This is a genomic window from Bacillus sp. NPDC094106 (assembly GCF_044764345.1).
Taxonomy (GTDB): Bacteria; Bacillota; Bacilli; order Bacillales; family Bacillaceae_G; genus Bacillus_A.
The window spans coordinates 325550-349557 of record NZ_JBIWHY010000003.1 but is presented as its reverse complement, the minus strand read 5'-3'; the positions used below and the strand labels follow the sequence as shown (position 1 = coordinate 349557).

General features: G+C 35.3%; 26 protein-coding genes and 1 pseudogene. 16 read left to right on the top strand and 11 right to left on the bottom strand.

Translation table 11 applies throughout. The features are described from left to right. Positions 1-130 precede the first annotated feature (130 nt). The 8 genes and pseudogenes from ACIQ7L_RS06390 (at position 131) to ACIQ7L_RS06355 (ending at position 5557) form a co-directional block, all read left to right on the top strand. Positions 131-1393, top strand: a complete 1263-nt coding sequence (locus tag ACIQ7L_RS06390) for a neutral/alkaline non-lysosomal ceramidase N-terminal domain-containing protein (RefSeq protein WP_400567599.1) — start codon at positions 131-133, stop codon at positions 1391-1393. Positions 1394-1525: 132 nt separating this feature from the next. Then, a pseudogene (locus ACIQ7L_RS06385) lies at positions 1526-1609 on the top strand (hypothetical protein); the annotation flags it as partial. Positions 1610-1826: 217 nt separating this feature from the next. Beyond that, positions 1827-3491 (top strand): CoA-disulfide reductase, encoded by a 1665-nt coding sequence (gene cdr, locus ACIQ7L_RS06380; protein ID WP_400567597.1) that lies wholly within the window; start codon positions 1827-1829, stop codon positions 3489-3491. Between the two features lie 190 nt (positions 3492-3681). Continuing rightward, the gene (locus tag ACIQ7L_RS06375; RefSeq protein WP_097894623.1) at positions 3682-3945 is read left to right on the top strand and encodes a metal-sensitive transcriptional regulator; all 264 of its coding nucleotides are present in this window, start codon (positions 3682-3684) and stop codon (positions 3943-3945) included. 90 nt (positions 3946-4035) lie between these two features. Continuing rightward, on the top strand, positions 4036-4269 hold the full coding sequence (locus ACIQ7L_RS06370; protein ID WP_400567595.1) for a sulfurtransferase TusA family protein: 234 nt from the start codon (positions 4036-4038) through the stop codon (positions 4267-4269). A gap of 42 nt (positions 4270-4311) precedes the next feature. Beyond that, positions 4312-4680, top strand: coding sequence for a rhodanese-like domain-containing protein (locus tag ACIQ7L_RS06365; protein WP_400567593.1), 369 nt, complete (start codon positions 4312-4314; stop codon positions 4678-4680). 14 nt (positions 4681-4694) lie between these two features. Further along, positions 4695-4991 (top strand): rhodanese-like domain-containing protein, encoded by a 297-nt coding sequence (locus ACIQ7L_RS06360; protein WP_400567591.1) that lies wholly within the window; start codon positions 4695-4697, stop codon positions 4989-4991. 86 nt (positions 4992-5077) lie between these two features. Continuing rightward, entirely contained in the window at positions 5078-5557 is a 480-nt protein-coding gene (locus ACIQ7L_RS06355) for a DsrE/DsrF/DrsH-like family protein (RefSeq protein WP_400567589.1), read from the top strand. A gap of 165 nt (positions 5558-5722) precedes the next feature. Here the strand turns inward: ACIQ7L_RS06355 and ACIQ7L_RS06350 are convergent, their stop codons facing one another. The 7 genes from ACIQ7L_RS06350 to ACIQ7L_RS06320 all read right to left on the bottom strand — a co-directional run bounded on the left by ACIQ7L_RS06350 (position 5723) and on the right by ACIQ7L_RS06320 (position 14429). Further along, positions 5723-6163 carry a hypothetical protein gene (locus ACIQ7L_RS06350; protein ID WP_097894618.1) on the bottom strand — a complete coding sequence of 147 codons (441 nt, stop codon included), beginning with the start codon at positions 6161-6163 and terminating at the stop codon, positions 5723-5725. Between the two features lie 318 nt (positions 6164-6481). After that, entirely contained in the window at positions 6482-7747 is a 1266-nt protein-coding gene (locus ACIQ7L_RS06345; protein WP_400567587.1) for an LCP family protein, read from the bottom strand. A 437-nt stretch (positions 7748-8184) separates the two neighbouring features. Beyond that, entirely contained in the window at positions 8185-9840 is a 1656-nt protein-coding gene (locus tag ACIQ7L_RS06340; RefSeq protein ID WP_400567585.1) for a Na/Pi cotransporter family protein, read from the bottom strand. Positions 9841-10109: 269 nt separating this feature from the next. Further along, positions 10110-11312, bottom strand: coding sequence for an MFS transporter (locus tag ACIQ7L_RS06335; RefSeq protein WP_400567583.1), 1203 nt, complete (start codon positions 11310-11312; stop codon positions 10110-10112). 158 nt (positions 11313-11470) lie between these two features. After that, positions 11471-12652, bottom strand: a complete 1182-nt coding sequence (locus tag ACIQ7L_RS06330; protein ID WP_400567582.1) for an ABC transporter permease — start codon at positions 12650-12652, stop codon at positions 11471-11473. Between the two features lie 2 nt (positions 12653-12654). Next, positions 12655-13329: an ABC transporter ATP-binding protein gene (locus ACIQ7L_RS06325; protein WP_400567580.1), complete on the bottom strand. Its 675-nt coding sequence runs from the start codon at positions 13327-13329 to the stop codon at positions 12655-12657. Further along, positions 13326-14429 (bottom strand): efflux RND transporter periplasmic adaptor subunit, encoded by a 1104-nt coding sequence (locus tag ACIQ7L_RS06320; RefSeq protein WP_400567578.1) that lies wholly within the window; start codon positions 14427-14429, stop codon positions 13326-13328. The genes ACIQ7L_RS06325 and ACIQ7L_RS06320 overlap by 4 nt, the downstream gene beginning before the upstream one ends. A gap of 214 nt (positions 14430-14643) precedes the next feature. Between ACIQ7L_RS06320 and ACIQ7L_RS06315 the strand changes: the two genes are divergently transcribed. From ACIQ7L_RS06315 to ACIQ7L_RS06300, 4 genes are all read left to right on the top strand, one after another. Then, a complete protein-coding gene (locus ACIQ7L_RS06315) occupies positions 14644-15378 on the top strand; it encodes a YwaF family protein (protein ID WP_400567576.1) in 735 nt (244 codons plus the stop codon). 106 nt (positions 15379-15484) lie between these two features. Continuing rightward, positions 15485-16345, top strand: a complete 861-nt coding sequence (locus ACIQ7L_RS06310) for an ABC transporter permease subunit (RefSeq protein ID WP_400567575.1) — start codon at positions 15485-15487, stop codon at positions 16343-16345. Position 16346: 1 nt separating this feature from the next. Beyond that, positions 16347-17351, top strand: a complete 1005-nt coding sequence (locus ACIQ7L_RS06305) for an ABC transporter permease (protein ID WP_400567573.1) — start codon at positions 16347-16349, stop codon at positions 17349-17351. A 625-nt stretch (positions 17352-17976) separates the two neighbouring features. After that, positions 17977-18621 carry a formylglycine-generating enzyme family protein gene (locus ACIQ7L_RS06300; RefSeq protein WP_400567676.1) on the top strand — a complete coding sequence of 215 codons (645 nt, stop codon included), beginning with the start codon at positions 17977-17979 and terminating at the stop codon, positions 18619-18621. Between the two features lie 86 nt (positions 18622-18707). Here the strand turns inward: ACIQ7L_RS06300 and brnQ2 are convergent, their stop codons facing one another. The 4 genes from brnQ2 to ACIQ7L_RS06280 all read right to left on the bottom strand — a co-directional run bounded on the left by brnQ2 (position 18708) and on the right by ACIQ7L_RS06280 (position 21342). Beyond that, positions 18708-20027 carry a branched-chain amino acid transport system II carrier protein BrnQ2 gene (brnQ2, locus tag ACIQ7L_RS06295; RefSeq protein WP_400567571.1) on the bottom strand — a complete coding sequence of 440 codons (1320 nt, stop codon included), beginning with the start codon at positions 20025-20027 and terminating at the stop codon, positions 18708-18710. 245 nt (positions 20028-20272) lie between these two features. Then, positions 20273-20842 carry a spore coat protein CotJC gene (gene cotJC / locus ACIQ7L_RS06290; protein ID WP_097894605.1) on the bottom strand — a complete coding sequence of 190 codons (570 nt, stop codon included), beginning with the start codon at positions 20840-20842 and terminating at the stop codon, positions 20273-20275. A gap of 12 nt (positions 20843-20854) precedes the next feature. Then, positions 20855-21118: a spore coat protein CotJB gene (locus ACIQ7L_RS06285; protein WP_141523289.1), complete on the bottom strand. Its 264-nt coding sequence runs from the start codon at positions 21116-21118 to the stop codon at positions 20855-20857. Between the two features lie 8 nt (positions 21119-21126). Continuing rightward, a complete protein-coding gene (locus ACIQ7L_RS06280; protein WP_097894604.1) occupies positions 21127-21342 on the bottom strand; it encodes a spore coat associated protein CotJA in 216 nt (71 codons plus the stop codon). A 114-nt stretch (positions 21343-21456) separates the two neighbouring features. Between ACIQ7L_RS06280 and ACIQ7L_RS06275 the strand changes: the two genes are divergently transcribed. From ACIQ7L_RS06275 to ACIQ7L_RS06260, 4 genes are all read left to right on the top strand, one after another. Continuing rightward, the gene (locus tag ACIQ7L_RS06275) at positions 21457-21816 is read left to right on the top strand and encodes a VOC family protein (RefSeq protein ID WP_400567569.1); all 360 of its coding nucleotides are present in this window, start codon (positions 21457-21459) and stop codon (positions 21814-21816) included. 274 nt (positions 21817-22090) lie between these two features. Beyond that, positions 22091-22645, top strand: coding sequence for a spore coat protein (locus ACIQ7L_RS06270; RefSeq protein WP_400567568.1), 555 nt, complete (start codon positions 22091-22093; stop codon positions 22643-22645). 240 nt (positions 22646-22885) lie between these two features. After that, entirely contained in the window at positions 22886-23167 is a 282-nt protein-coding gene (locus tag ACIQ7L_RS06265) for a YkvA family protein (RefSeq protein ID WP_400567566.1), read from the top strand. 11 nt (positions 23168-23178) lie between these two features. Continuing rightward, positions 23179-23784 carry a DedA family protein gene (locus ACIQ7L_RS06260; protein WP_400567565.1) on the top strand — a complete coding sequence of 202 codons (606 nt, stop codon included), beginning with the start codon at positions 23179-23181 and terminating at the stop codon, positions 23782-23784. Positions 23785-24008 lie beyond the last annotated feature (224 nt).

Below are 24008 nucleotides of genomic sequence, written 5' to 3'. Positions count from 1 at the left end.
GAAGAAAACCCCCCACAGATTAAAGTTTCACTTTATGTTAGTCTATATGAGAAAGCTAATCACTTATGTAATTAAAGGGCAGTTTAGTTGAATGAAATAACAAATTACATAGATAACTGGAGAGGTTCAAATGAGTAAAGTAGGAATATGTAAGGTGGATATTACACCTCCTTTAGGTATTGATTTTATTGGATACCATAGATCAACAGGGATTCGCAATATTGATGAACGTATTTATGCAACAGCACATGTGTTTGAAAGTAATCAAACAAAGACCATATTTATTAGCATTGATAACATAGGGATGTTAATAGAAGATACCATAACAATTCGGGAACAAATCGCAAATGAGTTAAATGTTCCATTTGAAAAAATAACAGTTGTTTATACTCATACCCATTCTGGTCCCGAAACAGTCGGTGATGATAAATTAATAAAGTCTTATAAAACGATCCTAATCACCAATGTGCTAAGAGCTGCTGTTATCGCGAATGACAATATGCAACCATCTGAAGTTGGTTGGAACGTAACGATGGGTGAAATAGGAGTAAATCGAAGAGAAAAAACACCTGATGGAACAGTGAAAATGGGTGTAAATGCAAATGGAGTTGTAGACAAACGAATTGGGGTTTTAGCAATCAGAAACGACCAAACGAAGGACTTAACTGGAATCATTGTGTTTTGCACTGCTCATCCAAACGTCTTAAAGTCAGATAGTGATATATTATCAGCAGATTACCCAGGTTTGACAAGGAAAATCCTCGAACAAACACTTAACTGTCCTGTAACAATTGTTCAGGGGGCAGCAGGAAATGTTAATGCTAAATATCGTGGTTCAATGGAATCATTAAAACAAATGGCTTACATATTGAGTGGAAACGTTCTAACTATGTTGCCAACAATTATTTACAACTCAATTTCGAAGTTGAAAACTATTTCAACTACACTACAAATGAAATTAAAGGATATTCCTGAACCAGAGGGAATAAAAAGGATGGCACTATTAGCTGAAAAACATTGGGGTGTAAATACTGAAAAATGGCTTACTATAATGTTAGATAAGTACAAACGAAATATTAGACATTTAACAATTGATTTAGAAATTCAATTATTTCAAATCAATGAGGGTTCGTTTTCTGGAATACCAATGGAACCATTTTCAGAAACAGCTCTAGACATTAAAGAAAAACTGAATAATGAACTTGCTTTTTTTGGTGGCTATACGAATGGTTATATTGGCTATTTACCTACAAAAGAAGAATATATATACGGAGGATATGAAGTGGAACTAAATCCTGTAATTTATGGACCGAGTACAAATTTATGGATGCCTCCAGAAGAGAATACTGCTGAGCTTATAGTGAGTAAAGTTGTGGAACTATATAATAACTAAAATTGTAAACATCCTATTCAACAAACCGGGGTTTTAATGGAATAACCAACAATATAGTATGAAGAGTAAGGGCTTGGAACTAATCTAAGCTCTTTTTTCTATATTTTACTGAAAATAAATGATGTTACTCCAATGGAATTTGCCAAACTAAATGCAGGGGTTGTTCAGCCGTCAAAAACAAGCATTCATTCATACTACCTAGGTATTCAGCGGTTTTTTTCTTCTAGTAATGGATAATATGCTTGATTCATTACATGTGATTTTGTATCTAATCTTGTTTCAATTTTGTGAACGAGTATAAATTTGGAGGCTTATATATTGTCATTATATCTTTTTATGTTTATTATATACCTATACGGGTATATGTAATCCGAACTAATGCATATCTGTATGCAAAAAACGAAAAGAAAAAAATTGTGGAGGTTAGGGAAAGATGAGTAAAAAAATTGTTGTAGTTGGTGGGGTTGCAGGCGGAGCATCAGTGGCAGCACGTCTTCGTCGTTTAAGTGAAGATGATGAAATTATTATGTTTGAGCGAGGGGAGTATATTTCATTTGCAAACTGTGGGTTGCCATATTACATTGGCGGTGTGATTCAAGAGCGCCAGAAATTGTTAGTACAAACCGTTGAAAAGATGTCAAAGCGCTTTAATTTAGATATTCGTGTGTTAAGTGAAGTGATAAAAATTAATAGAGAAGAAAAAACTATTGTTGTTAAAAATGTAATGACAAATGAAACGTACAAAGAGTCGTATGATATTTTAATTCTTTCACCAGGATCAAAACCAATTGTGCCGCCTATACCAGGAATTGAAGCAGCAAAGGCATTGTTTACATTACGAAATGTACCAGATACAGATCGTATTAAAGGATATATTGATGAGAATAAACCGCGTCATGCTACTATTATTGGCGGAGGATTTATTGGTGTTGAAATGGCCGAAAACTTGAGAGAAAAAGGAATTGATGTAACTCTTATTGAGATGGCAAATCAAGTAATGCCGCCAATTGATTATGAAATGGCATCATATGTACATGAACATATGACAAAGCATGGTGTTCAGCTTATTTTGGAAGATGGGGTAGAGGCTTTTGAAGAAGGTGGAGCAGTTTTACGCTTAAAAAGCGGTTCGAAAATTAATACAGATATGGTTATTCTATCTATTGGTGTTCAGCCAGAAAGTAGTTTAGCAAAGGAAGCAGGACTAGAACTTGGGGTACGCGGAACAATTAAAGTAAATGAAAAACTACAAACGTCGGATTCCTCTATTTATGCCATTGGTGATGCAATTGAAGTGAAAGATTTTGTAACTAAAACAGAGACAATGATTCCGTTAGCGTGGCCGGCAAATCGTCAAGGGCGGATGTTAGCTGATATTATTCATGGGGATATAGACTCTGTATATAAAGGAACAATGGGAACAGCAATTGCCAAAGTATTTGAATTAACAGTAGCTTCAACAGGTGGGAATGAAAAGGTATTACAGCATTTAGATATACCCTATGAGGTAGTACATGTACAAGCAAATTCTCATGCTGGTTATTATCCAAATGCATATCCTATTTTATTAAAATTAATTTTTAATAAAGAGACAGGAGAAATCTATGGTGCACAAGCTGTAGGGCGTGATGGTGTGGATAAACGTATAGATGTAATTGCAACGGCAATGAAAGCTAAGCTAAAGGTAATGGATTTACCGGATTTGGAACTAGCATACGCACCGCCGTATTCTTCTGCAAAAGATCCAGTAAACATGGTGGGGTATGCTGCAAGTAATATAATTAAAGGGCTTGTAAATACAGTACAGTGGCATGAAATTGATCATATTGTTGAAAAAGGCGGATATTTAATTGATGTTCGTGAACCCAATGAGTTGAAACAAGGGATGATTAAGGGATCAATTAATATTCCATTAGATGAATTACGTGACAGATTGGATGAAATTCCAGTAAATGAAGAAATATATATTACATGCCAGTTAGGTATGAGGGGGTATGTTGCTGCACGTATATTAATGGAAAAAGGATATAAAGTGAAGAATGTAGATGGTGGTTTTAAATTGTATGGAACTGCTTTACCAGACCGTGTTGTATATTAATGTCTTAGCGGATTTCGTTGAAAAGCCCTACCTATGATGGTAGGGTTAAACAAAAATAGGACTTTACAACATACCCTAAAGGGTATATGATGGTGTTGGCAGTTCAAATAAGAATTGCATTAAGTTATAATACTGTAAAAGTTATTTTTTACATGAGACATATCGATTTATATAACGAGGTGATAGTACATTGGAATATAATCAAGATATTAAAAACAGGCTCAAGCGGATTGAAGGACAAATTCGCGGTGTACTTCGAATGATTGAAGAGGAAAAAGATTGTAAAGAGGTTATTACACAGTTAACTGCATCACGTTCTGCGTTAGATCGTGCCATTGGATTAATTGTAGGAACAAACTTGGAAAAATGTTTACGCGACCAATTTGAAAAAGGCGATACATCAAATGAAGATTTAATTAAAGAGGCTGTACAATTACTTGTAAAAAGTAGATAATCTGTCAAACGAACGTGTTGGCAGATTTTAAAAATCATTTTACAATACCCCTATAGGTATGTAGAGTGAGGATTACGGGAGGAATAAAACATGAGTATAAAAGTTGATGAAATTTTGGATTGCACGGGGTTATCATGCCCAATGCCAATCGTAAGAACAAAAAAAGCAATGGATGCTTTACAGTCCGGAGAAGTGTTAGAGGTTCACTTAACAGAAAAAGGTGCGATAAAGGATATTCCAGCTTGGTCACAAACAGGTGGGCACGAAGTATTGCAGCATATAGAAGAAAACGGTGTATTAAAGTTTTGGATTAAAAAGGCATAAAGAAGTATGAATGATATAGATAAAGATTGAGGGAGATTGTTTATGAGTGCCAATGTCGTATTAAATATGATTTTAATTATACTCATTGCTTGGTTTATCATTTCTCGTTTTTTACCGGTTAAGGGCGTTAAAAATATAAATGGAAAAGAGCTAAAAGCTACGCTTCATAAAAAAAATAACCAATTCATTGATGTTCGTACACCGAGTGAATTTAGAGGGAATCATATTCAAGGTTTTCGGAATATCCCGCTGAATGAGTTGACGCAGAAAGTGAGTCACTTAGATAAAAACAAAGAAGTGATTGTTATATGCCAAAGTGGAATGAGAAGTAAACAAGCAGTGAAAATGTTAAAAAAGTTAGGATTTCAACATATTACAAATGTCTCAGGTGGTATGAACGCTTGGAGCTAAGGGGGTTATTACAAATGAAAGAAATTACAGCAAAAGAAGTAGAACATAAACTTATGAATGATGAAGTATTGAACATTATTGATGTCCGTGAAGTAGAAGAGGTAGCGGAAGGGAAAATTCCAGGAGCTCTTCATATTCCACTTAGGTTATTAGAATTTCGCATGCATGAATTATATAAAAACAAAGAATATATTATGGTATGTCTTTCTGGCGGTAGAAGTTCAAGAGCTGTTCAATTTTTAGAAAGCCACGGATTTCAAGTAATAAATATGACAGGTGGTATGTTAGTGTGGGAAGGTAAGACAGAATAAATTCATGATGATGGATATTACTTGTATAAATAGTTTTTTTACTTTACCAAATACCCTGGTGGGTAATTGGTGCGGAGGGAGCCAACATGACACAAAAGAAAAAAACAACGATCGTTTTGTTTAGTGGAGATTATGACAAGGCGATGGCAGCTTATATTATTGCAAATGGTGCAGCAGCGTATGATCAGGAAGTAACCATTTTTCATACATTTTGGGGATTGAATGCACTTCGGAAAGATGAACATATAGAAGTAAAGAAAAATTTTTTAGAAAAATTGTTTGGAAAGATGATGCCGCGTGGTGCAGATAAGATGGGCTTATCAAAAATGAATTTTGCGGGCATGGGGCCTAAAATGATGAAACAGGTTATGAAAAAGCATAATGCAATGTCACTTCCAGAGTTAATTGATATGGCAAAAGAACAAGGGATTAAACTTGTCGCTTGTCAAATGACAGTGGATTTATTGGGGCTAAAAGAGGAAGAAATTATGGAAGATGCAGAGTTTGCAGGAGTAGCAGCGTATTTAGCAGATGCTTCTGAAGGAAATGTGAATTTGTTTATATAAACATGAGCGTCAGTGTTACTTCAGTTTGTGAGGTACTGCTCCTTCAAGATAAGCTAACACTACTTCTAATTTGTCTTTCAATTGATATTTAACCAAAAAACTGCCCCAAATTGTTAGGTTGTGTCTAACAATTTGGGGCAGTTCAGTTTTTATTACCTGTAAACGTTAAGACCAAATGACCTTCATTAATTTTTCATATTCATCATTAGCCAATTTGTATAGCATTCTAGTATGCTCAAAGACAAGAGCAGGGTTAAAATGCGGCTCGGAAAAGACGAGAGAAGTGGAAATATCGATAGCGTCTCTATTATTAAGTGTAAATTTTGCGAATCTGTAGGCCATGTTTAGCTCATTGATTATATGTAAAACGTCATTTTTAGATGTAGACTCAGATAATTGTGCGACATTGAAGCAATATACGTCCACGGTAGGATGATCGCTATGGAAAGCAGCAATAAGACGGATTTGTGCACCGCTTTCTGTCTCTAGATTAACTGCGAAAAATACAGAACCATCATTTTCATCTACATTTTCTTCCATATATATATCATTGGATTTTAGGTAATCTTTAAAGTCTGAAATGTTGTGTTTTACTGCGGCTTTCATATGTATGTGCCTCCTGTTAATTGGAATTGATTTCTATAATTCATTATAATTTAAAGATATTAAAATTGATAGTTTAAAAAGTTAGAATTTTCCTTATATATAAATCCATTTTAATTTTTCGTTATCCAAATCCCAGCTATACAGAATAAAAAGTAACCTACACTTTTACTTCGCATGTGGCAGAAAAAGGCCCTGACCGCTTCTATGCATGGCCAGATGCTCTCTCCCATCTAAAAAGAGAGATTCTATGTTGGTTTTTTAATTGATGTATATATAAATAAGAAACCCAGCTCTACCTCCATAGAACTGGGTTTCTTATTAATTATCATTAGAGTTTGTTTCTGTATCTTCTTTGTTACTGCTATCGTTCTGTTTTTTATTATCCGATTTATTTTTGTTTTGGCTATCAGATTTAGAGTGTTGTGTTTTTTCTGAACTTGTTTTTTCTGAATCTGTTTTTTCCGAACCTGTTTTTTTCTTGTCTGAGTCAACTTTTTTATATTCAGGTAGTCCAAGATGGGTACGAAGTTGATTTGTTAAGTTTGTTAATTCTTTTTCATCTGGCATGTAGTAATACGTACGTCCATCACCAGCAGAACGACTGCATGTATCGTCGCCTTTTGCCATGTAACAGTCCGAACCTTCAATTTGTAATTTTTCAATTGAAGAGTCTGCACCGTATTTATAGAATGATAACATATCATCAAATGTTAAGTTTGTAACGAATTGTCCGTTAATATCATCGATAATATTACCTACTTTTGTTACAGAGTTAAGGCTTGTTAGCTTTTTCAGAATCGCTTCAATAACAAGTTGTTGGCGTTGTCCGCGCATTGCATCACTGTCAATATGGCGTGTTCTAGCAAGTGCAAGAGCTTCTTCACCATTTAACTTTTGTACGCCTTTTTCCAGATGGATAGCCTCGGCATTATCGCTGCTATCTTGTTCCGTAAATTCAATAGGTACATCTACTTCAATACCACCTAAATCGTCAACAATTTTTATAAATGATTTGAAGTTGAATTTTACAAAGTAGTCTACAGGTACATTCATTAATTTTTCAACTGCATCAATACTTGCCTGTGGTCCACCATTTTTTCCGTTTTTAGCAGAGCCATATGCATGTGCATGTGTAATTTTATCGCTTTTCTTTTCTATTGGAATATAAGTATATGTGTCTCGTGGAATACTTAAAAGTTTTACAGTTTTACTATCTTTATTAAAAGTTGCAAGTAACAGTGCATCGGTCCGTATCGCAGCACCGTATTCTTTACCGCGGGTATCGCTTTCATCAACGCCCATTATTAGTACAGATACGTTATTAGAAATAGGTTTTACTGCTTTATCACGTAAATCTGATTTATCACCGCGCTCTAAATCGTGAGCGGCATTTCGAACAGCAGAAGATGCTTTATTTACTAAAAACCAAGTATAACCGCCTCCTATTAGTAAAACTAATACAAGGACACTTATAATAATTTTTGTTTTTTTCTTCACTTTTTTCTTTGTACTTCGTGTATTTTCTTGCAAAGATCGGTTTTGATCCATTTCATATACTCCTTCATTTGGATTGAAATACGACACTCATATCAACTAATTATAATGAAATTTGGTGAAAAAGAACATTACAAATCATTTACATTTCGCCAAAATTCAATTTATTATATAAAAAGTCAGATTTATTAATAGTATTTTTAGGATGCTAACCAAGTATAATTTGTTTTGCTAGAAATGAAAATAAAAATAATAGAGAAGTAAAATTTGTTGAAATATGTTATACATCAATTAAAAAACAGACATAAAACCCCTCTTTTTAGGCGGGAGAGAGCATCTGGCCATGCATAGAAGCGGTCAGGGCCTTTTTCTACCACATGCGAAGTAAAAACAGAAAGAGCAAACGAGTGTAGGTTACTTTTTACTCTGCATAGTAGGGATTTAGATGTCGAAAAATCATATAAGAAGATGTTTAAATGGCTTACGTCAATAGAAAAGAGACGCCTTATAAAAGCGTCTCTTTTCTATTATAATGTTTGTTTTAATGCGAATTTTCCTTGTTCGCCTAAAACACCATCTGCAATATTTACAGCATGATCACCGATACGTTCTAAGTTGCTTACCATATCGACAAAGATAATGCTTGCATCTCCTGAGCAGCTGCGTTCATTTAGACGAATGACGTGGCGCTTACGCAATACGCGCTCCATTTGATCAATTTTACGTTCTTTTGTAATGACTGTTTGTGCCAGTTTAGTATCAAAGTTTGTTAAGGCGCCAATTGCATCTTGTAATGTTGAAATTGTTAATTCAAGCATTTCATTTAGTTCCGCCATTGCTTCATCTGATAACTTGACGCGATTAGAAATTTGGTAGTCTACAAGCTCTACAACGTTTTCTACATGGTCTCCAACGCGTTCAATATCTCCGACAACAGATGCTAAGGCAGAATGTTTTTCGGAATCCATTGGTGAAAGTGGTTTTTCAGAAAGCAATACTAAATACTCAGTAATTTTTTTATCTAAATTGTTAATAGCGCCCTCTAATTGTGTTGCCATATCAGCATGTTTCTTTTCTTTCGTATTTAAAAATTGATTTGCTTCTTTTAGGCCTTGTAGTGAGAACTCTGCCATACGAATAATCTCTTTTTGTGCTTCTGTTAAGGCGATGGCAGGAGATTGTTCAATAAAGATTGGATTTAAGTGCTTCGGTTTAAAATCAATAGCAGCATCTTCTCCGCGAATGATTTTTGTTACAATCCACGCTAGCACTGCAATAAATGGGAACTGAATGATTGTATTTGTTACATTGAATGTTCCATGTGCAAAAGCAATTGTCATTTCTGGATTTAAATGTAATGAGTCCTGCAAATATTGAATCAAATTTGTAAACGGTACTATTAAAATAGTAAAGATGATTGTACCAACGATGTTAAAGATAACGTGAACTAATGCTGCTCGTCTTGCTGCAATAGAAGTACCGATTGCTGCTAATACAGCAGTAATTGTTGTTCCGATATTATCACCAAATAATACAGGAAGTGCAGCTTGTAAATCGATTACACCTTGACCGAATAATTCTTGTAAGATCCCAATTGTTGCACTTGAACTTTGTACAATTAAAGTAAATACTGTACCTACAATAACTCCTAGGAAAGGGCTATTACTCATACTAACTGTTAATTCTTGGAATGATTCTAGAGAACGTAATGGCTTCATACCTGTGCTCATTAATTCTAAACCGAAGAATAACATACCAAATCCGAATACAACTTGTCCTACAGATTGTACTTTTTTATTTTTAAAGAAGAATAATAGGATTGCTCCAACTGCCATAATTGGAAGAGCATATTCTCCAACTTTAATTCCGATAATAAATGCTGTAACGGTCGTTCCAATGTTTGCACCCATAATAACACCAATTGCTTGTCTTAGTGTCATAAATCCAGCACTGACAAGTCCGACTGTTAAAGCTGTTGTTCCTGAACTAGATTGAATAAGTACGGTAACTAATATACCAGCTAGTACACCCATAAGTGGGTTGGTTGTGAAGCGATCGAGAATATCGCGAAGACGATCTCCGGCTGCTTGTTGCAGTCCATCTCCCATATATTTAATCCCGAATAAGAAAATACCTAATCCACCAATAAACTGGAAGATCATGTCTTGAACATTAAATTCCACGCATTCCACTCCTTAAATTTCATGTACTGTGTAATTATTAACTGAACTTTGAGTAACTGTAAACGAATTCTCGATAGAATTTACACTAAATTTACAAAATGATAAAAAGTTTACATTTATTTAAAGAAACCCCTGGATTTAATTGGTTTTAATGGATTATGTAGTATGTTTTTGTGAAAAAGTAACACTTTATGTAACAGTAAAAAAATAAATGATGTTTAAAAAATAGCGAAGGAAAAGAAGGAAGAACAATAAGAAAAGCTGCTGGATTATCCAGCAGCTTTTTCATGTTTTTTGTCCATCTGTTTTTGCTTTCGTACATTTGTAATGTAAATAAAAAGGAAAGCGATCAATAACACAGAGGAATAACGATATACGGTTGCATAATCTGTAAAGTGGGCAATAAATCCAAAGATGATTGCTCCAGCACCGATTCCAAGATCGAATGCAGAGAAGAATGTTGCTGTAGCAACGCCGCGTCTATGCGGGGATACCCGGTCAATCATCCATGCTTGTAAGGCAGGTTGAATCGCCCCGAATCCACTGCCATAACAGCTAGCAGCGATAATTAAACTTGGTATTGTTGTTGTATAGGATAAAAGGATAATTCCTGAAAATGTTAAAAGAACACCGGGAATAATAACAAATGTATGACCTTTTGTATCGTATAATTTTCCAGAAAATGGACGAGTTACAGCGATTGCAAGTGCATTAAATAAGAAGAAAAGACTAATATCAGTAATTCCGACTTGTGTAGCGAATAACGTGATGAAGCTACCGATGCCACCATACATAAGTGTAATACATAATATTAATAATGAAGGAAGTAAAGCTTTTTTCTCAATGAAGCCATCTAAAAACGTTTCATGTTTTTGCGAAGGTGGTTGCTTCGTTACTTTGATTTTCAGTAGTTTTGTTAATATTAACGAAATAACTGTGCAAGATAGGGCACATAAAAAAAGAATGGTAAAGTTATAAGTTTGCATAAGCCATAATCCGATGAGGGGACCAAGTGCCATGGCCATTGTTCCAGAGAGACCGAAGTAGCCCATTCCTTCACCACGGCGGGCAGGCGGAATTAAGTCAGAGACGATTGTACCATATGTCGTAGTTGTGATACCGAAACCTGTTCCGTGTAAAATACGGACGGCAAGTAGAAGGAAGACAGTTGAAGCAAAAAGATAACTGCCCATAGCAAGTAAACAAACAGCAGTTCCGGTCATTAAAATGATTTTTTTATTAAACTTCTGTAGTGCATTTCCTGTTAATGGTCGAATAAAAAGTGCTGCAACAGTAAACACGCCAACAACAAACCCAATATTTGAACTCGTGCCGCCAATTTCTTTCACGTAAACAGGCAAAGTTGGAATTAACATTTGAAAGCCTAAAAACATACATAAGTTTGCTAGAATGAGCGCAACAAACTCTTTTGTCCATAATGGTTCTCGTTTTACGAGTATTGCTTCTCCCATATATTCATCCCCTATATAATTTTTTCTCTGTTCTTTCGAGTATATGTAGTGGTCAATGTAACAGTCAAGAAAGTTGAATTGGAATCGTATAACAATTTTGGGGCGAAATAAAAGTAACCCCCCGTTCATGGATACTCCATAAACGGGGGGCAGTTTTTTTATTCATATCGTAAACATTCAATTGGATCGAGCTTCGCAGCTTTATTAGCTGGCAGTAAACCAAATAGAATACCGATCAGCATAGAAAGTGCGACAGAGATAAGCCCTAGTTTTACTGAGACAACAAGTGGCCATCCAGCAAACATAGCGACAATCCAGGCGAAGAAAATGCCGAGCATAAATCCAATGGATCCGCCTAATGCTGTTAAAATACAAGACTCAATTAGGAATTGCGTTAATACTTTTCCGCGCGTTGCACCGAGTGCTTTACGGACTCCGATTTCACGTGTACGCTCTGTTACTGATACAAGCATGATATTCATAACGCCGATACCACCAACTAATAGTGAAATAGCGGCAATACCACCAAATACACCTTTTAAGATACCAGTAAAGTTATCAATCTCTTTTAAGTCTTCTTGTGGATCTGGTACTTTGAATTTCCCTATGTGCTCTGGCTTTTTCGCATCATTTAATGATTTTACAACTGCATCTTGCACAGCTTGCTTATCTTGACCAGGAGCAATTTTTACTGTCATACTATCATAGTTGTTTTTACCAAATAAAGCAGGCCAGTTTTCTGCGGAGATGATACCTTCTTTAAATTTCATACTACCCATCATTGCTTTGGTGGAATATACACCGACTACTTTGTAAGGTGTACCTTTCATATCTATATATAAGTTTGGCTCCCATGAAGAGAACAATTTATTGAATGCTTCTTTATTTAATACAATTGTATGTTCTGGTTTATCTAGATCGGCAGCTGTTAAAAATCGGCCGTGTTCAAGTTGAAATCTAGAGGTATCCTCAAAAAAATCTCCTTTCGCACCAATTACATCAATATCCAATTCCTTTTTTCCTGCATATACTTTTTCTTTTCCCCTAACGTCTGGATATACTTCTTGAACACCAGAAATTTTTGAGATATTGTCATACATGCTTGCAGATATTTTCCCATCCATATCCGAATAATCTTCTGTTCTGTAATTTACCGAAAACTGATCTTTCTTTTCTTTTCCTATTTGTTCACGGAACTTTGCATTTGTTCCGTCTCCGATTGAGATAATGGTGATAATGGCACTAACCCCAATAATAATCCCCAGCATCGTTAAAACGGAACGCATTTTATGAGCGAAGATAGAGGAAAGGGCCATACGTATATTTTCATTTAAGTTCAAAATTAACCTCTCCAATCTTGGACGATATTTCCGTCACGAATTACAATTTGGCGTGCTGCCGCTTCCCCAATTTCACGATCATGGGTAATCATAATGATTGTCGAGCCTTGTTTGTTTAATTCGTAAAAGAGGTCCATAATTTGTTGACTTGTTTTTGTATCGAGTGCACCAGTTGGTTCATCAGCTAAAATGAATTTTGGATTATTCACGATTGCACGCGCAACAGCAACACGCTGTTTTTGTCCGCCAGATAATTCATTTGGCAAATGCGTGGCACGGTCTGCTAAACTTACTTTTGTTAATGCCGCTAGTGCACGTTCGCGACGTTCTTTTTTATCTACTCCAGCATAAATTAAAGGTAATTCTACATTTTGTAATGCTGTAAGACGAGGGAGCAGCATGAAGTTTTGGAATACAAATCCGATTTCTTTATTACGAATATGAGCTAGTTCCGTTTCAGACATATTTGAAATGTTCTGTCCAGCTAATGAATAAGTACCTGCGGTTGGCTTATCTAAACAACCGATGATATTCATTAATGTGGATTTACCAGAACCAGATGGTCCCATAATGGAAGTAAATTCACCTTGGTTAAGCGTTACATCGATACCATGCAATACTTGAACTGTTTCTTCACCGTTTTGAAAGGATTTCGTGATGCCTCTTAAGTCAATCATTGAACAGTAACCTCCATGCCATCTTTTAAATCTTTTTCTGGTTTAGAGATGATCTGTTCTCCTTTGTTCACGCCAGAAACTTTTGCTTCGCTATCTGTTTCGAATTCAACAGTCACTGGTTGTTCTTTTGCTTTCCCATCTTTCACGATGAATACAACATTTTTATCTCCTTTTTTCACAATACTGCTTTTTGGAATCACTGTACCAGTTGCTTCACCGGACTTGCTTGTTACATATACATGGAATCCATTTTGCAATCCTTCACTATTATTTAATGTAACGGTAAATTGATAGTTAGAGGTTGTTTTATTTTCATCCATAGTTTTTACTGGAGTTGTGCCGATTTCTGTCACTGTACCTGACCAATTTTTCCCTGGGACTGTTTTAGATGTAACGGTCACTTCTTGCCCAACTTTTACATGAGCTAGTTCGTATTCTGATAATTGTCCTTTTACTTTTAGAGGGCCAGCAGTACGAAGCGTAATACCGCTAATACTTGTTTTTGCATCAGCATTCTTTACAATATCTTCAATTGTGCCGTCAGCTGGACTTGTTACAGAAAGAGTATTTAGTTTTTCTTTGTTTGCTTGAATCATTTGCGCTGCTTTTTCAACCTCAAACTTTTTCATTTCAAGCTGAGCTTCAAGTTGTTGGATATCGGTTTCTGATGCTTTTAACATTTCCTGTGGTGCACCAGCATCTTTATTTTTTTGTAATTTTTGTTTTGCTGTATCAATTTGTTTCTTTAATAATGTTACCTCTTTATCGGCTAAATTCTTTTGCATTTCTGCTTCGGTAACACCTAGCTTCATAGTAGGATCATTGTATTTAAAGAGAATTTGTCCTTTTTTGACTTCATCTCCTTTTTTTACAGCTAGTTCATACGTGCCCTTTGATGGATCGAATGGAATTGTTTCAATTCCATTTGGAATGACTTCACCACCGAATTTTTGTGCATTTTCAATTTGTTTTTCTGTTACTTTATAACCGCTGTATGCCATAGCTACGTTAGATCCGCCGCCAGCAAAAGCAAAGTATGAACCTGCCGCAATTCCAATTGCTACTACACTAGTAATTAACACTTTATTTTTCTTCTTCATTTATTTATCACCTTTTCGCTCGTTTTTGTATCTGTTTTAAGTATAGAAGAGTGAAAGAATGTGACAAATCGTTTTAGCTTACAATAATCTTACAATTTTGTAAGGTATACATATTGAGATAAATTAGGCAGAGGAGATTTAAGAAGAGAGCAAATTGGTTGACGAACCTTTTCTTTCTTACAATAATATTGTATGAAGGAAAGGAGGGAGGAACATGGAAGCTTATTTTCGAGCGGCTCCATTAGATCCGTTTGTTCCATACTCAAAACAACATGTTATTATACTTCTTATTATCGGTGTAGGGATTTATTGTCTGTATCAATATCAGGATTTACTTCGCCAAGAGCAATGGAATGTGATGATTCGATATACAATTGCTTTTTTATTTATTGGCAGCGAAATTGGGCTTGATGTATGGCAAATAAAGGCGGGGATTTTTCAATTAAGTACTTCATTGCCATTTGAGCTATGTACGATTAGCTTACTATTAGCAACAATTATGATTGTAACGAAAAGCTATAAGCTATATGAAATTGTCTTTTTTACAGGAATTATTGGGGCATCACAAGCGATTTTAACACCAAACTTACAGTATGCTTTTCCGCATTTTCGCTTCATAGAATTTTTCATCGCACATATATTACTCATCTGGGCACCATTATTTATGACATGGGTGGAAGGATACAGACCAACTTTTCAATCCATTAAGCGTACGATGCTGTTTTTAAACATATTGGTTCCGATTGTTTCGTTCGTAAATTATAAAACAGGGGGAAACTATATGTTTTTAGCACATAAACCAGAAACGGCTTCATTACTTGATCTGTTAGGCCCTCACCCATACTACATCATTTCATTAGAAATCATTGCGTTTATTGGATGCTTACTTTTGTATATACCATTTTCTAGAAATGAAAATCGTATGCATAAAGAATCGCTAGGATCATAATCCAGCGATTCTTTTTTTGTAGAAAATATTTACAATTCTGAAAATTGTTTATAAAATAGAGCGAAGTATAAATAGAATGGAATCTTGTATAGAGAGAAGGGGGAAGATGGCAAGAAAGGTTATTTCAAATGGTATAGAGGTTGTTATACAGTTTATGCTTTCAATTGTAGGAATTATTTGTTTAGGCGCTCTTCCAAAGCTATTTGAAGGGTTACATATTGACTTTTCGAAATATGTACAGGCTTTAAAGATGTTGTTTATGAAATTGATAGATGTTTCAAGTTTAACATATGCAGGGAATAAACCTTTATTTCCGCAACTATTTGTTCATTATAAAGAAACAATGGTTATTTTTTTAGCTTCATTTTTTATTTCGCTATTTATAGCTTTTTGCATCGTTTACATCATAATTAGAAGTCGTCCGCGCATACAACGTCGTATAAAATCATTTCTTCTTTTTCTTGAGTCTATTCCAGACATTCTTCTTATTCTTGGATCACAAATTTTTGTTGTATGGATTTTTCAAAAGACAGGGTTTTTACCTGTAAAAATCGCTGCACTAGGAACAGACTCAATTCGGGGTTTGCCCATTATTTGTTTAAGTGTCCCAACTACTATTATGTTTGTGAAGTTATTACTGCTTCGCTTTGAAACAGAATTAGAAAAAGATTATGTTTTATTTGCAAAGGCAAAAGGATTGGATCGTTTTCATATTTTAAATCATCACGTTTTCCGCAATGTATTGCTTAGTACGTTATTTTTTGCAAAAACGAACATTTGGTTTATGTTATCAAATTTGTATATTATCGAATGGATGTTTAATACACATGGCATTTTTATATTCATTAAAGGGTATCAAGCGATTGAGGTTTTTACAATAAGTGTATTACTTATTTATATTCCAATCTTCATCCTATTTAAATCATTTCATTATTTCGTTCCAGATGCGATGAAAGAGAGGCAATAAGATGTGGAAATATGTAAAGCGTGATAAACGATTTTGGCTGAGTAGTTTATTTCTTATCGGATTAGTTGTTGTAAGCATTGGAAATACGATATGGAATGATGGACATATTCGTGAAGTATCTTTGCAATATGATGCACAAGGAAATCCAGAAGTTCCACCCTTCCCGCCTTCATCGCAATTTTTACTTGGAACAGATCGAAAAGGTTATGATCTTTTAAACCTAGTTATTGAGGGAGCAAAATGGACTATTGGTATATCTGCTTTTATCGCAGTCATGCGTATGATAATAGGGGTATTTTTTGGTGTAGTATTAGGAACATATATAAAAAGGGGATTCACAAAGATTGAAGCATTTTTTGATAGCTTTACAGTGATTCCAACAGTAATGATTGCTTATTTTTTACTGCAGTTTGCAAATAGATTTGCAAATGGGCAAGAAACATCAACTTTTTTTGAGAGAGCTTCATTTCAAGTCATATTGCTTATTGTACTTGCGATTCCAACCATTTCCCTTTACGTTGCGAACGAGGTTCGGAAATTACAAAGGGAAGAATTTATTGATGCTGCCCGTATACTAGGAGGAAGTAAACGACATATTGTGGTTAAACACGTGTTTCCGCACTTATATATGACGTTTGTACTTGTATTAATGCAGCAGTTTATTCAAACGCTTATTATTTTTCTTCATTTAGGATTGCTTGAAGTGTTTTTTGGGGGAACGGTACAATTCGGTGGATTGGTCAAAGAAATAGACTCCTATACACATGAATGGTCAGGTTTAATTGGCGTATATTTCCGTTCTTTAACAGTGCATCCATGGATTCCGCTTGTACCAATTACTTTTTTTGGACTTACTATTTTTTCAGGAAATATGATAGTAAGAAGTATAGAAGATGCCATAACGAAAGTAAGGTTAGGAGAAAATAAAAAGAAAGAGGATGTCGAAGAGGTACAGCTCGTTTCGCATTCGAAAGAAGAATTGTTTACATTTAAGCATACAATGTAAAGAGCCTAGGAAACTAGGTTCTAAGGCAATCAATTAAAAACCCCCTCTTTTTGGGTGGTAGAGAGCATCTAGCCATACATAGAAGCGGTCAGGGCCTGTTTCTGCCCCATGCGAAGTAAAAACAGAAAGAGTAAACGAGTGTAAGTTACCTTTTATTCTGCATAACAGGGATTTAGATGTTGAGAAATTATAAATCATATAATCTAAAAAATGTTTTTCTTATATATACATTAATTAAAAACCCCCTCTTTTTGGGTGGGAGAGAGTACCTGTCCGTGCATAGAAGCGGTTAGGGCCTGTTTCTGCCCCGTGCGAAGTAAAAACAGAAAGAGCAAACGAGTGTAAGTTATTTTTTATTCTGCATAGCAGGGATTTAGATGTTGAAAAAATAAAATGGATTTATATAATCGATCTTCCTTTCTCAGCCATAATAGTACGAACCGGTTCTATCCATTTTCATCTCCTATGGTGCAGTGCTTGCACTGCATGAATGACTAACGGGCAGTTATCTGCAAAAACAACGTAATTTTTGTATAGATTTACTGATTCTAGAAGCGGTGAAAATGAAGATCGTTAGGAGGAAGGTAGAGTGTCAAGTGAAATAAAGAGTTACATTGACTATCCAATGGTAAAAATTCCAGGGGGAGAAATAGAATTAAGAGACGATAGAATAAACAGAAAATGGAAAGTTGAGATAAGATCGGTTCTTTTTGCTCGATATCCTGTAACTAGAGGGCTATACTACGCGATTACAAATCAATCACCTCATTCTTTTGACGGAGATCTAAAGCCAATTGTGAATATTTCTTGGAATGAAGCAGTTTCTTTTTGTAATCTACTTTCACAGAAAGCGGGACTGAAAGAGTGCTATTCTATAAGTAATGATGGTGAAAATATTATTTGTGATTGGGAATCAGACGGTTATCGACTTCCTTCAGAAGCAGAGTGGCAATATGCATGTAAAGCAGGAACTACTGGTTATAGATACGGAGAGCTGGATAAGATTGCCTGGTATAATGAAAATTCAGGCGGCAAAATCCATGAAGTAGGAAGAAAAGAACCGAATGCATGGGGTCTGTATGATATGTTAGGAAATGTTTGGGAGTGGTGTTGGGATTTATATGACGAACAAGTGTATGGCTCCTACCGAATTTTTCGGGGAGGTAGCTGGGCTGAGGAGGACAGAGGCTGTGGGGCTTCGTGTCGTCGTCGCAGCCATCCGTCATTTTGCATAGATGATCTAGGATTCCGTCTTGTCCGGTCTTTATAACTTCTACAAACAAGCTCTCAACTAGTTGTATTAAGCGATAGAAAATAAAAGAAGCAAGCATTTCTGTATAAATGCTTGCTTCTTTTTTATTTAGTAGAAACTTCACCCGCTGTTTGCGTCTGAGGAATAAAGTATCCTACGATACCGCCAACAATTGCCGGAACAATCCAGCCGATTCCTAATTTGTAAAAAGGAATGGTACTTACGATGGATGCAATGGCAGTTGGGATCATTCCCACATTATCAAGTGCATGAATACAGCTAATAATAAATGCGGCAATCATGGCACCGATGTATACAGAAGGTTTACGCTTCGTGTATTTATCGATGAATGATACAAAAATTAAAATGATTGTAATTGGATACAGAATAATTAACACAGGTAATGTAATTTTAATTAGTAAACTTAAACCTAAGTTTGAAATGATAAAGCTAAAGATACAAACAGATAATACAAGTTTCTTATAAGAAACATTTGTTAATATAGTTGTGAAATAGTTTGCGAAAGCACTAACAACACCGATTGCTGTTGTTAAACAAGCGAATACAATGGCAATGCCTAGCATGATGTTACCGCTTGTCCCAAATAATCGATACATAATAGTTGCTAATAGTTGGCCGCCGTTTTCAAATTGCCCTAGGCTTCCATTTGATGCACCGATATATCCAAGTAAGAAATAGACAATTGTTAAGAAAAAAGCCGCAATACTTCCACAAATAATTGTATATTTAGCAATGGATGCCTTTTCTTGTACACCGTTTTGGCGAATTGCATTTACGACGATTGTTGATAAAACGAGAGCACCAATTGCATCTAATGTTAAGAATCCTTCTAAAAACCCCTTAAAAAACGGAATTTCTTTATAGTCGCCGACAGGATTTACAAATGATCCCGTAGGTGAAAGGATTGCTTTCGTTGCCATAACAGCAATAATTCCAAGTAAAATCGGTGTTAATATTTTTCCGATATGATCAACTAATTTAGACGGATTTAATGATAAAAAGTAGACGATCGTAAAGAAAATAAAGGTGAAAATTAACATGGAATACCAATGATCTTGGAAAAGTGGTGCGATTCCAACTTCATAAGAAACAGATCCCGTTCGTGGAATAACAAATAGTGGACCGATTGAAAGATAAATAATAATGGCTAGTACTGCTGCGAATTTTGGATGAACACGGCTCGCTAAATTTTTAAAGCTACCACCTGCAAGAGCAACAGCAACTATTGCTAATAGGGATAAACCTACATCTGTAATAATAAACCCTGAAATAGAAACCCACATATTTTCTCCTGAAGAAAGTCCGAGAAGTGGCGGGAAAATCATATTACCAGCGCCGAAAAAAACCGCAAATAGCAATAAACTAATGGAAAGAATTTGCGATGGCTTTAAAGTGTTGCGCATATAAAAAAAATCCTCCTAAGAAGTATTTTGTAGAAAATTCGAACAATTTGTCGAGTAACTGTTTTTATTTTAAAGGTCTGATGACTATAAAGCAATAGGGAATTTTGAAAAAATAGAAATTAATGCGTCAAATCGAATAATTATACTATTTATAGTTTGAATAGAGAGGATGTTACTCTTGAAAGAAAGAGAGGTAATGAGGATAAAAAATACACATACCGATATGATATGTGTATGTAGTGGAATTAAAAATAAATTTTGCGATCACGTTCTTCTTTTAGAATTTCGACTGCCTCGCGGAAACGTTGGGAATGAACGATTTCACGTTCTCGTAAAAAACGTAAGCTATCATTTATATCAGGATCATCTGATAAGTTGATGAGCCATTGATATGTCGCTCTTGCTTTTTCTTCAGCAGCAATGTCTTCATATAAATCAGCAATAGGATCACCTTTTGCTTGTATATATGTGACTGTAAATGGTGTACCAGCTGCATTATGATAATGTAGGGCGCTATCATGGTCGGCATAATGAGGATCAAGTCCGGCTGCTTTCATTTGCTCAGGCGTCGCATCTTTTGTTAGTTTGTAGACCATTGTCGCAATCATTTCAAGGTGGGCAAATTCTTCGGTACCGATGTCTGTGAGTAAACCAATTACTTTATCAGGAATGCTATAACGTTGATTTAAATAGCGAAGTGCAGCGGCTAACTCTCCATCTGCACCACCGTATTGTTCAATTAACAATTTGGCGAGTGCTGGATTGCACATACTTACTTTTACAGGATATTGTAATTTTTTTTCATATATCCACATAGTTTTTCTCCTTTAAATTTGCCATGGCCACGGACCTTTACTCCATTCCCACGGAGCCTTAGAATAGCTATTCCCAAATTGCTGAAGGGGTCCATATTTCTCTTCGATTTTTTGCCGTAACAATCGTCGTTTATAAGAAAAATCATTAAATTGATTAATAGATGTAACATCATCAGGGTGTGTATCTAAATACAGTGTTAGTTCAACTAATACAAAGTCGAGTTCTTGCAGTTCTTCCATCCATTGATAATATTCTTCTGGTAATGATTGAGCCACGATTATGTTCACCGCCCTTTTTTGTATGGATTTTCGTAATAATCATAAAAGACAGGCCATAAAGTGCCTTTTCTTAAAGCTTCTTTTGGGGAGAACTGTGGTAAATTTGGCGGTTGAAATCCTAAATATAGATTAGGAGGGGTAGAATAGTATTTCTTCCCAATAGGAGGACAAGGATCTTTTGGACCATGGTATGGCGTATACGATTTCATATACTTATTCATGACAGAACCTCCTTATATAAAACTAAAAACCTCATCACTACATACTGTATTCAGACATAATCACCTTTTATGACACATATAGAAAAACTAATAGGTACAGGGGGGGAAATGCATGTGAAGCATATTACAGACTCTATTGTATTAGAAGTAAGAAATTTAAAAGAAACATTATATTTTTATGAAGGCATTTTAGGGTTATATCCTAGTTCACAAAGACCGCAATTAGATGTTACGGGTGTATGGTATGACATTGGTTCGACAAGGATTTGTTTTATAGTAAACAAAAATCGAAAGGGGGAGGTTACGGAAGATTTACCTTCATATAAAAGGATTACCTTTTCGATTTCTGATATAGAAAAGGTAAAGAAAAAGTTAGAATTCTATCGAATAGAGTATTGTGATGAAGGTGAAGTGATTATCGTTCATGATCCAGACCAACATACACTTCAAATTGAAAGTAATGAGCATAATTAATGAGGGGGTTACTGTCTATTCATGTGATATATATACATCAATTAAAAAAACGACATAAAATCCCTCTTTTTAGGTGGGAGAGAGCATCTGGACTAGAGATACCAAAATGTAACCCTCTATAGGAGCAGGTACAAAGCCGCATTATGTGGCTTTTTGTTCGTTTATAAAAAGAAGGTGGATAGGTATATGGCGTTAAGAAAATTCATGTACATTTCTTTTATTTTTTACGTTTTGGGAGAAACTAAACAGACGCTTAAAGAAGGAGGATTCATACATGCAGTTAGCAACACATGAGTTACGTGATTTAAGTGAACTGATTATGGGTTGTTACAATACGATTAATACAATGTCTACATATATAAAACAAGCACAAGATCCGGATTTAAAACAAATATTACAAGAACATTTGCCCCTTCACGTACAGGATTATAATTTGAAATTAGAATTTGTACAAAATGATTCCATTCCAAATGTCTCAAAATGTCAACTAGCTAAACTAAATCCAGTGCTATCCTCTTATATACAAGCACCTTCAAAAGAGTATTTGCCAGTTACACCAAGTATGACTGGACAACCTCCTTCTGATCGAGCAATTGCGATTGGCTATCTACTTAATCAAAAATCTGCTGCATTCAACTATGCAGGTTCTTTATTAGAATGTGCCAATCCACATTTAAGAACTTTGTTAGAAAATGCTTTTTTAAACAGTAGTCGTCATGCTTATGACATTTGGCAGTATATGGTGAAGAGAGGATATTATCAGTTATCTCCGGCACCAGACTCTGAAATAAAAGCAATAGCAAGTATGTATCAGTCATTACCAAAATAAAAAAGTTGACAAGTTTCGTCAAATATTTTAAGGTGATTTTATAAAATTGTGTATATAAAGGGGAGTAACTTATTACAATAAAGTCGTCATTACAGGGAGAAACCCTCGGCTTTATTGGCAACGTTCTAGTTGTTAGTGAGACCTTTACCAGCAATGGTAAAGGCCCCTTATTGTCTTTTTTAGGACCTTTATCATATTTGGTAAAGGTCCTTTTTGTATACAAAAAAGGAGAGATGATAAATGAAAAAATTTATAAACAGATTTCGATTTATGCTTCATTTTCGACGTTTCATTCCATTTTTATATGACTTTTTTACATCAAAAGAAGTTCCTATGCAGAAAAAGATATTATCCATTGGTTTTTTAATTGGATATGTTGTATTTCCATTTGATCTCATTCCTGACTTTCTGTTTGCTTTTGGCGTGTTAGATGATGTTGCTGTCGCAATATTTATTTTGCAACGCATTGTAAAAATGGCGCCACCGCATTTACAAGAAAAATATGACTTAAATAAAGGATAGAGGTTAAAAATATGGAGCAGCTTATTTTGGATATCATTGAATATTTAAAGCAATTTTCTTATTTTGGGGTTATTGCAGCTCTAACATTTGAGTTTATTCCAGCCGAAATCGTTTTACCGCTTGTTGGCTACTGGGTGTATGAAGGAGATGTGAATTTTTGGTTAGCGGTATTGGCTGGAACAATTGGGGGAACGACAGGACCATTAACTTTGTATGCACTTGGTTATTATGGTGGTCGACCATTGCTAATGAAATATGGTAAATACTTTTTCATAAAGGAAGAACAGATTCAAAAAGCGGATCATTTCTTTGAGAAATACGGACCCGTTGTGGCTTTTGCTGGACGATTTATCCCTGGAATTCGGACGCTTATTTCAGTTCCGTGCGGTATGGCGAAAATGAATATTTGGCAATTTAGTATATATACATTTGTGGCAATGCTGCCATTAACGGCGTTATACATATATGTAGGAATGAAGTTAGGGCCTCACTGGAAAAAAGCGGGCGAAGTTCTTGAACCGTATATGTTGCCGATATTAGGAATCGTTTGTTTTGCTGTGATCGGGATTGTAATCTATAAGATTATGAAAGAAAGAAATAAAACGGAGTCTGTATAAATACAAGTTGAAAAACCGACATCCCCCCCTTTTTAGGTGGGAGAGAGGATCTAGCCATACATAGAAGCGGACAGTGCCTGTTTCTGCCCCATGCGAAGTAAAAACAGAAAGAGCAGACGAGTGTAGGTTACTGTTTATTCTGCATAGCAGGGATGTAGATGTCAAAAAATGAAAATGGATTTATATAGTAAGGCCTATGGAGGTAGTTCATTACATGGACAAGT

Excerpts from the sequence above, each read along its gene's own strand:
- ACIQ7L_RS06315 (WP_400567576.1), top strand. The coding sequence starts at position 14,644 with ATGGAAGCTTATTTTCGAGCGGCTCCATTAGATCCGTTTGTTCCATAC.
- cotJC (WP_097894605.1), bottom strand. The coding sequence starts at position 20,842 with ATGTGGATATATGAAAAAAAATTACAATATCCTGTAAAAGTAAGTATG.
- ACIQ7L_RS06270 (WP_400567568.1), top strand. The coding sequence starts at position 22,091 with ATGCAGTTAGCAACACATGAGTTACGTGATTTAAGTGAACTGATTATG.
- ACIQ7L_RS06390 (WP_400567599.1), top strand. The coding sequence starts at position 131 with ATGAGTAAAGTAGGAATATGTAAGGTGGATATTACACCTCCTTTAGGT.
- ACIQ7L_RS06335 (WP_400567583.1), bottom strand. The coding sequence starts at position 11,312 with ATGGGAGAAGCAATACTCGTAAAACGAGAACCATTATGGACAAAAGAG.
- ACIQ7L_RS06320 (WP_400567578.1), bottom strand. The coding sequence starts at position 14,429 with ATGAAGAAGAAAAATAAAGTGTTAATTACTAGTGTAGTAGCAATTGGA.
- ACIQ7L_RS06360 (WP_400567591.1), top strand. The coding sequence starts at position 4,695 with ATGAAAGAAATTACAGCAAAAGAAGTAGAACATAAACTTATGAATGAT.
- ACIQ7L_RS06260 (WP_400567565.1), top strand. The coding sequence starts at position 23,179 with ATGGAGCAGCTTATTTTGGATATCATTGAATATTTAAAGCAATTTTCT.
- ACIQ7L_RS06280 (WP_097894604.1), bottom strand. The coding sequence starts at position 21,342 with ATGAATAAGTATATGAAATCGTATACGCCATACCATGGTCCAAAAGAT.
- ACIQ7L_RS06350 (WP_097894618.1), bottom strand. The coding sequence starts at position 6,163 with ATGAAAGCCGCAGTAAAACACAACATTTCAGACTTTAAAGATTACCTA.
- ACIQ7L_RS06265 (WP_400567566.1), top strand. The coding sequence starts at position 22,886 with ATGAAAAAATTTATAAACAGATTTCGATTTATGCTTCATTTTCGACGT.
- ACIQ7L_RS06325 (WP_400567580.1), bottom strand. The coding sequence starts at position 13,329 with ATGATTGACTTAAGAGGCATCACGAAATCCTTTCAAAACGGTGAAGAA.
- ACIQ7L_RS06305 (WP_400567573.1), top strand. The coding sequence starts at position 16,347 with ATGTGGAAATATGTAAAGCGTGATAAACGATTTTGGCTGAGTAGTTTA.
- ACIQ7L_RS06300 (WP_400567676.1), top strand. The coding sequence starts at position 17,977 with ATGGTAAAAATTCCAGGGGGAGAAATAGAATTAAGAGACGATAGAATA.
- cdr (WP_400567597.1), top strand. The coding sequence starts at position 1,827 with ATGAGTAAAAAAATTGTTGTAGTTGGTGGGGTTGCAGGCGGAGCATCA.
- ACIQ7L_RS06310 (WP_400567575.1), top strand. The coding sequence starts at position 15,485 with ATGGCAAGAAAGGTTATTTCAAATGGTATAGAGGTTGTTATACAGTTT.
- brnQ2 (WP_400567571.1), bottom strand. The coding sequence starts at position 20,027 with ATGCGCAACACTTTAAAGCCATCGCAAATTCTTTCCATTAGTTTATTG.
- ACIQ7L_RS06365 (WP_400567593.1), top strand. The coding sequence starts at position 4,312 with ATGAGTGCCAATGTCGTATTAAATATGATTTTAATTATACTCATTGCT.
- ACIQ7L_RS06370 (WP_400567595.1), top strand. The coding sequence starts at position 4,036 with ATGAGTATAAAAGTTGATGAAATTTTGGATTGCACGGGGTTATCATGC.
- ACIQ7L_RS06355 (WP_400567589.1), top strand. The coding sequence starts at position 5,078 with ATGACACAAAAGAAAAAAACAACGATCGTTTTGTTTAGTGGAGATTAT.